10 protein-coding genes are annotated in these 9787 nt (G+C 40.8%); all 10 read left to right on the forward strand.

Annotation, left to right across the window (positions count from 1 at the left end):
- On the forward strand, positions 1 to 1116 hold the full coding sequence (gene murG, locus KHM83_RS12715) for an undecaprenyldiphospho-muramoylpentapeptide beta-N-acetylglucosaminyltransferase (protein ID WP_213237400.1): 1116 nt from the start codon (positions 1 to 3) through the stop codon (positions 1114 to 1116).
- Positions 1117 to 1122: 6 nt separating this feature from the next.
- The gene (locus KHM83_RS12720; protein ID WP_213237401.1) at positions 1123 to 1839 is read left to right on the forward strand and encodes a cell division protein FtsQ/DivIB; all 717 of its coding nucleotides are present in this window, start codon (positions 1123 to 1125) and stop codon (positions 1837 to 1839) included.
- 8 nt (positions 1840 to 1847) lie between these two features.
- Positions 1848 to 2558 carry a DUF881 domain-containing protein gene (locus KHM83_RS19745; RefSeq protein ID WP_213237402.1) on the forward strand — a complete coding sequence of 237 codons (711 nt, stop codon included), beginning with the start codon at positions 1848 to 1850 and terminating at the stop codon, positions 2556 to 2558.
- 10 nt (positions 2559 to 2568) lie between these two features.
- Positions 2569 to 3279, forward strand: coding sequence for a DUF881 domain-containing protein (locus tag KHM83_RS12730; protein WP_213237403.1), 711 nt, complete (start codon positions 2569 to 2571; stop codon positions 3277 to 3279).
- Between the two features lie 114 nt (positions 3280 to 3393).
- Positions 3394 to 3759, forward strand: coding sequence for a small basic family protein (locus KHM83_RS12735; protein ID WP_213237404.1), 366 nt, complete (start codon positions 3394 to 3396; stop codon positions 3757 to 3759).
- Positions 3760 to 4076: 317 nt separating this feature from the next.
- Positions 4077 to 5156, forward strand: a complete 1080-nt coding sequence (gene ftsZ, locus KHM83_RS12740; protein ID WP_213237405.1) for a cell division protein FtsZ — start codon at positions 4077 to 4079, stop codon at positions 5154 to 5156.
- Positions 5157 to 5205: 49 nt separating this feature from the next.
- Positions 5206 to 5670 (forward strand): transcriptional regulator NrdR, encoded by a 465-nt coding sequence (nrdR, locus tag KHM83_RS12745; RefSeq protein WP_213237406.1) that lies wholly within the window; start codon positions 5206 to 5208, stop codon positions 5668 to 5670.
- Positions 5671 to 5796: 126 nt separating this feature from the next.
- Entirely contained in the window at positions 5797 to 6618 is an 822-nt protein-coding gene (pgeF, locus tag KHM83_RS12750; RefSeq protein ID WP_213237407.1) for a peptidoglycan editing factor PgeF, read from the forward strand.
- Positions 6619 to 6800: 182 nt separating this feature from the next.
- A complete protein-coding gene (locus KHM83_RS12755) occupies positions 6801 to 8123 on the forward strand; it encodes a DUF512 domain-containing protein (protein WP_213237408.1) in 1323 nt (440 codons plus the stop codon).
- Entirely contained in the window at positions 8116 to 9435 is a 1320-nt protein-coding gene (gene der, locus KHM83_RS12760) for a ribosome biogenesis GTPase Der (protein WP_213237409.1), read from the forward strand. The genes KHM83_RS12755 and der overlap by 8 nt, the downstream gene beginning before the upstream one ends.
- The last annotated feature ends 352 nt before the right edge of the window (positions 9436 to 9787 follow it).

Genomic DNA, 9787 nt, shown 5'->3' on the forward strand with positions numbered 1-9787 from the left:
ATGAGAGTCATCATAACTGGTGGCGGTACGGGCGGTCATATATACCCTGCTGTTGCGATTGCTGAAAGATTAAAGCAAGATGATCCTGGAATTGAGCTATTATATGTCGGTGCAAAACATGGTCTTGAAAAAGAAATTGTACCGGCAAAGGGCATTGCGTTTAAAACCGTTGATGTGGCACCGTTAAATAGGAAACTATCTGTTAAAACGCTCGGTGCACTGGGGCAGACGATAAAGGGGATCTTTCAGTCTAGACAACTGATAAAAACATTTAAGCCGGATGTCATTATCGGCACTGGCGGTTATGTGACGGGACCGGTTGTTCTAGCGGGTGCGATGATGGGTATTCCCAGTGCAATCCATGAACAAAATGCTTTTCCGGGCATGGCAAACAAGCTGCTCAGCAGAGTTGTCGATGTTGTGATGCTGACATTTGAGGAGGCGCGGACGCAATTCCCGGTTAAAGATAAGTTGGTCTATACAGGACTACCGATAAGAGAAGCTTTTTTTAACACAGATCGTTATGAAGCACGGAAAAAACTCGGTATAGAGACAGATGAAATCATGATACTCACCGTAGGCGGCAGCAATGGTGCTCAAAAGCTCAATGAAATGATGATGGGCGTTTATGCGGTGCTAAAGCCATATCATCAGCTCAAGTGTTTTCACGTATCCGGCAATCGGTATTTCGAAAGACTAAAGACTGGGCTTGAAGATGGCACCTATGATGTTTGTGAACATTTTGAACTAATGAACTTTTTAGAAGATATGCCAACGTATTTAGCGGCAGCAGACATTGTCATTTCAAGGGCTGGTGCTTCGACCATTACAGAAATTATCGCAACGCGCACGCCCTCTATTATTATTCCATCACCTAATGTGGCAAACGATCATCAATTTCACAATGCCAAAGTCCTTGATAAAAATGGCATGGGACTCATTGTCAGAGAACGTGATTTGACAGTGTCGCTCATGGCTGAGACCATTAAAGATTTTATTGCGAATCCCGAGAAGTTAAATAAGATGCGTTTAAACTGTGAGCGTATGGATATACGTGAAGCACTTAATCGAATTGTCGACGCGATTAACGCGTTGTCATTCAAACACAAGGATTAATGATTTATGAAAGTATTAAAAAGGCTTTTGCTGTTTTTAATTTTGGCATGTCTATTGGGCGGTGCCTATTATATTGTATTTGAAACCGACTGGCTAAAAGTTCGTACAATTAATTATAATCCCAATGATGCGCTTGACATTTATGAGCTTCAAAGATATTCTGGTATTCACTATGGTGATAGTATGTTTACACTGGATTTGGCGCATTCAGAAGCAACACTGATGACACATCCGTATATTCGCACTGCGAAAATTACCAGAACTTTTCCCGCTGAGATTGACGTCGAGATCGTGTATCGAGAACACTTTTTAAGTATTCAGTATTCGGATATCATCTTGTCGCTAGATAACACTTTACAAGTTTTGAAAGTGATGGATGAAGTAGAAGAGGGGTATACCGTTGTCGGTATGCCGTTTAATGCTTTTTCAACGGGAAAAGTGATTGAAGTGGATGCCTTTTATGTCTTGGAAAATATTGTTTCGCTGGTTGACTTGCTCAAACAGACTGACTTGGACGTCGATAATATCATCACATACGAAGATAACAACATCTATATTAATATTCAATCGCTTAAAGTCAACTTTGGCGATGGAGAACATATAGAAAGTCGTTTTAATAAATTTATCAATATCTATCAATCGCTGACAACAGAAGATATCCGCACTGGAATCATTGATGTAAGCAGTGATGGGCTGCCTGTCTACAGGCCTTTTGGAGAGTAGGTGAACGTGTGAAAAAAGATTATATATGGATTGGCATTGGCTGTGTGATTTTAGGTGTCTTTATTTCATTTCAAATGAAATTTGTACAGGGTACCTATTTAAATGGGACGACACCAACGCAGAAGACAACTGAAATACTGAATGAACTCAGTGCCGTTAAGAGTGAAAAGGAAGAATTGCTATCTCAAATTGAAACACTCGAATCGCAATTGGGCGATATTCAGGGGTCAGCGGCCAATGAAAATGCCGTCATTAAAGGCTTGACTGAAGAACTCAATCGTTTCAAAAACTTTGCCGGGATGACAAAAGTACAAGGACAGGGCATTCTCGTCACAATCGATAACCCGCCGCAGGATTCCAGTTACGGTGTGGACCTCAACATCAATTATGACTACAAGCTGATTCTTGAGCTCATTAATGAACTGAACTCTGCCGGTGCAGAAGCAATCAGCATAAATGACCAGCGTATGGTTAACAATACAGAAGTCAGATTTGCGAGTTCGCAGATTAACGTCAACACAGTTCCATTGACAGCACCTTTTACGATTAAGGCGATCGGAAACTCCAGAACGCTTCAAGGAGCGCTTAATCAGCGCTTTGGTATTGTTTCAACTATCCGTGCGATGGGTTATTATATCGAGGTAAAGGAAGTTGACAATTTAGAGTTGCCGGCATTTAACGGCAGTATTAAATTCTACTACGCGACACCGGTTAAGTAGAGGTGATGTCATGCGATTATCGTCTTTTCAAAAGCTCATTCTTTTTTTAACGGTGCTGCTGGGCATACTGATTGCTATACAATATCGCATTACCAATGCCGGTTTTAAATATATGTCAATCAAAGAAATGTATGCCAATTCTATTGAACTAGAGGTGCAGCGCGCTGAAGTAGAACAGCTTCACAGCAAAATTGAAGCCCTTGAGACGCAGATTCAAACATATCAGACGGCAAATGACAGTGAGCGCATCAACTTTGAAAAGGTCTTATCAGATGAGCTTGAAAATGCACAGCTTATCTCAGGTCTTACAGATGTTGAAGGGCCCGGTGTCGTTATCATCGTTGACGATGGGACACGTGAACTCAATTTTAATGAAAGTCCTGACAATATCATGGTACACGATTTAGATATCCGCGCCATGGTAGATGACCTAAGAAATGCAGGGGCTGAAGCGATTTCAATTAATGGTCAGCGCGTTATTTTTAATAAATCAAATATCCAATGTACGGGTCCGACGATTAAAATTAACGATCAGATTTATGCGCCGCCGTATATTATTACCGCAATTGGTGACAGGCGATTTTTAGAATCAGCCATAAATGCACCGGGCAGTTATAGTGAAAACCTTCGAAACTGGGGGGTATATGTTGAAGTGAATACATCTATAAGCATTACAATTCCAGCATTTAGTGGTGAGGTAAATTATAGATATCTTTATTAATGGTCATCTACTGGCTAATTGTAAGTCGGTTGTGGGGCCGTTATCGCCTGAGCTTCATGATGTTGATGCAATGGGCATCGGCAAATTTCGGTAAACAGATTTTGGAGGTAGACAATGATTATCGCAATCATCGGCATTATTCTGGGCATCATTATAGGACTGTATCTCCCATTTGAATTTACAACGATATCGTCGCTTTATGTTTCGGTAGGCATTCTCGCGGCAATTGATTCTATTCTCGGCGCGTTGCGAGCAAGTTTTGAAAATCGTTTTGACGGGATTGTCTTTTTGACGGGATTCTTTATCAACGCCCTTGTCGCCATTGCACTTTCCTATATTGGCGATAAGCTGGGGGTACCGATTTACTATGCTGCCATTTTTGTATTTGGCACGAGGATGTTTAATAATATCGGCATTATTCGAAATGAATCCATTGATAAGATCCGTGAAAAAAATAAGAATAAGTCAAAGCCGCAATAGGGATTGATTGAGTCGTAGATAAAGCTGCGCCATAAGTCCTAGAGAATATGGCTTTAAGTCTCTGTAAAGGCTAGAATTTCAAAAAAAAACACCATTTTGTGAAAAAATTATTCCAAAAAGTTGCAAAAGAAGTTATACTATATGTAGTATAGCCAATGAACTATTTATCAATAGATATTGCGAATTGAATGAATCGTTTTGGATACAGAGAGAATGAAAAGGGTTATATTTAACGTTGAAAATGAGAAAAATTTGTATAGATGAAGCATTTTTAGCACCATTGAGATATTACTTTGCGGGATAAGGAGGAATTTTTAATGTTAGAGTTTGATGTTGCTGTTGAAGAATTTGCCCAGCTTAAAGTAATTGGTGTTGGTGGCGGTGGAAACAACGCTGTGAATAGGATGATTAAAGGTAATCTTAAAGGCGTTCAATTTATTGCAATTAACACTGATAAGCAAGCACTTTACAGCTCGGCTGCAGAATACAAATTGCAAATAGGGGAGAAATTGACACGCGGTCTAGGCGCCGGTGCGAACCCTGAAGTTGGGAAAAAAGCTGCTGAAGAGAGTCGTGATGATGTTTATCAGGCACTTCAAGGAGCAGATATGGTTTTTATTACAGCGGGCATGGGAGGCGGAACCGGTACAGGTGCAGCGCCAATTGTCGCTGAAATTGCCAAAGAAATGGGCATTTTGACGGTGGGCGTTGTAACGAAACCGTTTTCATTTGAAGGTAAACGCCGTATGAAGCATGCGGAAGAAGGCATAGAAGAGCTTAAACGACGTGTGGATACGCTGATTACGATTCCGAATGATCGTTTACTTGAAATCGTCGAAAAACGTACGTCTATTCTCGATGCGTTTACCATTGCAGATGACGTTTTGCGTCAAGGTGTCCAAGGGATCTCCAATACGATTACGGAAACGGGTCTTATTAATGTTGACTTCGCTGACGTTAAGACGATTATGTTCGAGCAGGGTTTAGCACATATGGGCATTGGTGCATCCAGTGGTGATGATCGTGCTATTGAAGCGACGAATCAGGCGATCCACAGCCCGCTACTTGAAACGTCTATCCGGGGTTCGAAGGGAATTCTTTTAAATATTCGCGGTGGTAAATCACTGGGAATGATGGAAATTCAACAGGCTGCTGATCTCGTTTATCAGGAAGCCGATCCAGAAGCCAATATTATTATGGGTGCAGTCATTGACGAATCGTTAAAAGATGAAATTACAGTAACTGTCATTGCAACGGGATTTGATTCTGTAAAACCTGAACCAAAACCTGAACCAAAACAAGAAACGAAATCAGGCAAGGTACCAGGACCGGTTGAACCGGAGCCAGACGAAGATGCTGGTTTTGAAATCCCTACATTTTTAAGAAAGAAACGCTAGACCTTGCAACTGCAAGGTTTTTTGCTAATGATTAAAGGTGGGTGAAACTATGAAGTGTCCTTATTGCAGTAGCCTTGAATCAAAAGTCATTGATTCAAGACCGACAGAAGACGGCCATGTCATTAGAAGAAGACGGGAGTGCATTAGTTGCAAACAACGTTTTACGACATATGAAAAGGTTGAGGAAATTCCGATTATTATCGTCAAAAAAGATGGCAATCGCGAATCATACAATCGCATGAAAGTCTTAAATGGTATAATTCGTGCATGCGAAAAACGCCCTGTTTCAATGGAACAAATGGAACGATTAATTGATCATATTGAATCAAAGTTGCATAGCTCAATGGAAAAGGAGATTTCTTCAGAATTTATTGGCAGTTTGGTTATGGCTGGCCTTAAGGATCTGGATGAAGTTGCCTATGTTCGATTTGCATCCGTTTATCGACAATTCAAAGACATCAATACCTTTATCAACGAACTTACGAAACTTCTTAATGAGAAAACGAACGGTTGAAATATGTTAAAAAGCAGTGAATACTGCTTTTTTTTAACCCTTTTTATAGGGTAAATGAGAATGTTTTGCGGTTATTTATAGGTTGTAAGTAATGGCGCTATGCGAAATCTATGAAAGGGAGGTCCTATGAATCAATTTAAAATTTTCGAATCGGCATTGTTGCGGCATGGTATAACAACGAGGCATGGTGGTGTCAGCAACCCTCCTTATGATACGATGAACACGAGTTTTTATGGTCAAGATGATAAAGTGCATGTTATGAAAAATATTAAGCTTTCGATGGATGCATTGAAAATGACGGCTAAAACGATTGTAGCAACTGCACAGGTTCACAGTACGAACATTCTTTCAATAAAAGATGATTTTGATTTTCAAGTGCTTAGGCCCTTTGATACTAATGATACAGCACTTGAAGGGTATAAGCTCTATATTGCAGATAAAACCGATGGCTTGATTACCAATCGAGAAGATGTTGTGCTTATGACATTCTATGCCGATTGTGTTCCGATTGTTTTGTATGATCCTGTTACGCGAACAGCAGCGACACTGCATAGTGGATGGCGGGGAACAAAGGACAGATTTGGTCAAATTGGCATTGAAACCATGTGCAGTCAATTTGGTGTACGTGCTGAAGATATTCGGGCCGGCATTGGCCAAAGTGCTGGCAAGTGCTGCTACGAAGTGGATTTTCCGGTTATTGCGGCATTTGAAAAGAATTATACTAAAACATTGCTGTCTGGGGCCGTGTTTCCAAAAGACTATGGCAAGTATCACTTGGACTTGAAGTGGCTGAACAGTCAACTGCTGCAAATGAACGGTGTTTTGCCACAACACATTGAGGTAAATCAGGATTGTACAATCTGCGGCACTGAACGGTACCATTCTCATCGGCGTGCCAACGGCGGTGCCCGCGGTACGATGAGTGCTTTCATTCAATGCGGCCTGTAAAATGTCGGCGTTACTGAATCGGATGTTGACCAAAAGAATTTTGTTGTAATCTTGACGAAAGTATAATAAAATATCATACTGTATGAGTGTGTCAAAAGCAAAGATGAGTGCGTCAAGAATAAAGTTTTTCATCGAAATGCGCTCATCAATCGGGTACTGTATACGAGGAAAGTGAAGGCATTATGCATATCATTAAGGAAGTGTTAAAGGATTCTATTGCTGAAGAAGTTGAAATTGAAGCTGGGGATACTTTGCTGTCTGTAAATGGTCAAAAAATAGAAGATATTATTGATTATATATTTTTACTTGAAGAAAGCTATGTTGAACTGGAGATTCAAAAGAAATCCGGTGAGATCTGGGTAGTTGAAATTGATAAAGAACCCGAAGAAGAACTTGGGATCGTCTTTGAAAATCCAATTATAGATGAAGCAAAACGCTGTCAGAATAATTGTGTTTTTTGTTTTGTCGACCAATTGCCAAAGGGGATGCGTGAAACCCTTTACTTCAAAGACGATGATTCAAGGCTTTCTTTTTTGCAGGGCAATTTTGTCACGCTTACCAATATGTCTGAAGAGAAGCTTGAGCGGATTGTACGATATCGCATTAGTCCGATCAATGTATCGGTTCATACGACAGACCCTGATTTAAGAATTAGAATGCTGGGCAATCGTTTTGCGGGCAAAATTATGCAGCAGCTTCAATATCTGACGGAGAACGGCATTGTCGTTAATGCGCAAGTCGTATTGTGCCCTGATTATAATGATGGTGAGAAACTGGTTCAAACTATTCGAGATCTCGATGGACTCGGTGAAAATTTAAACAGTGTCGCGGTCGTTCCCATCGGTCTATCCAACCATCGACAGGGATTGACACCGATGCGCGGCTTTACGAGTGAGGAAGCGATAAACGTTGTCAAAACGGTTGCCGCCATACAAACAGAAATGTTAGCATCACGTGGCTCACAATTCGTTTTTCTGGCAGATGAATTTTATATTCTTTCAGAATATCCGTTGCCGCCATATGAAGCATACGAAGGATTTTTGCAATATGAAGACGGCGTCGGTATGCTTCGAAAATTAATAGATGAGGTACGTGATGACATTGATTTACGCGTGGATAAATCGCCATTGGGCAGTTCGCGTAATGTGGTGATTGTAACGGGAACGGCTGCGTGGCCTTTTATTGAACAGTTAGCCAGTGAGATCATGGCTGTTTTTAAAGGGATACAGGTTCGTGTTGTACCGGTTGTAAACGAATTTTTTGGCGAGCGCATTACAGTATCCGGTCTCATCACTGGAAAAGATATTATGACACAAGTGGATGTTCATCAAGAAGCAGATGCTGTTTTACTGCCGATCAATATGCTGAGGTCTGGTGAAACGGTGCTTTTAGACGATATTACTGTTGAAATGCTTGAAACACATTTTAAAAAGCCTGTTCAGATTGTCGACATCAGCGGGCGTGATTTTGTCGACGCAATTATAAATGGAGGAAATCATGAGTAGAAAACCCATTGTCGCTGTTGTTGGAAGGCCGAATGTGGGCAAGTCAACATTTTTTAACAGAATAGCAGGAAAGCGAATTTCAATCGTCGAGGATACACCGGGAGTTACCCGTGATCGTGTTTACGCGGATTGTGAATGGCTGAATTACAAATTTACAATGATCGATACAGGCGGCATTGAACCCAATTCATCTGATGTTATTTTAGCGCAAATGAGAGATCAGGCACAAATTGCCATTGATACTGCTGATGTCATTATTTTTCTTTGTGATGGAAAATATTCATATACAGCGGCTGATGAAGAAATTGCTCAAATGCTTAGAATATCCAAAAAACCAGTACTGTTGGTTCTAAATAAAATTGATGTCTACCATAAACCAGATCATTTTTATGATTATTATACATTGGGGCTTGGCGATCCACTGCTTATTTCTTCGGCAAATGCACTGGGGCTTGGCGATCTATTGGATGAAGTGGTTAAATGCTTCGATGATGCGATTCGTGATACTGAAGAGGAAGATACCATAAAAATTTGTTTTATTGGCAAGCCCAATGTGGGGAAATCCTCTATGGTTAATAAAATCATTGGAGAAAAGCGCGTTATTGTCTCGGATATTGCCGGAACGACGCGCGATGCCATTGATACCCCTTTTGAATATAAGGGGCAGTCGTTTACACTGATTGATACAGCTGGTATCCGAAGAAAGTCAAAGGTAAATGAATCAATTGAAAAATACAGTGTTTTACGTGCCATGACTGCCGTTGAACGTGCCGATGTCTGCTTTATAATGATTGATGCGCAAGAGGGCGTTACCGATCAGGACAAAAAGGTCGCCGGGTTAGCCCACGAAGCGGGAAAAGCGGCTGTAATCGTCGTGAATAAATGGGACTTGATTGAGAAAGATAACCGCACCTTTAATGAGTATACGCGAACGGTAAGAGATGAACTCGCTTATATGTCTTATGCGCCTATTCTGTTTGTTTCTGCTGAGACAGGACAGCGTGTGGAGCAGTTGCTGGATCAGGCGGTTTATGTCTCTAATAACCATGCGTTGCGTATTTCTACAGGTGTTCTTAACGATATATTAAATGAGGCAATTGCACTTAATCAAACACCATCAGATAAAGGCAAACGGCTTAAGATTTACTATGCGACGCAAGCTTCTGTTAAACCGCCAACTTTTGTACTCTTTGTCAATGATAAAGAACTAGCACATTTTTCTTATATTCGCTATTTGGAAAATCAACTGCGTAAGAACTTCAATTTTGAAGGAACACCAATTGTCTTTAATGTTCGTCAGCGTGGCGAATAGCGAGAAGCAGTGTCGAATTAGCCTGTTCTATTGAAAGATTTATACACTGTGGGCGACAAGTGGAACATTTGTATTTTGAACGTGAAGTTCATTGACCCAAATTAGTATTGATTAATACTTGGCAATGTCAAGAACATAAGCAATGACATGAAATTAAATAGTGATGCATTTAGACAATGATATAAAAGAAACGAATGATAAAATGACGCGAAGTGTGATAGACTTCACGTCATTTTTTATGGTGTGCGTGCGTCCAGCAAAGCTGGACGTTGCTTGCTGGTGAAAGTCCAGCCATGGTAATCGCCAAGGAGCCATGTAGCCAGTCCCGGTGCGTCGCAGTAATGCGGGGTGC

The organism is Fusibacter paucivorans (assembly GCF_018390735.1).
Lineage (GTDB): Bacteria > Bacillota > Clostridia > Peptostreptococcales > Acidaminobacteraceae > Fusibacter > Fusibacter paucivorans.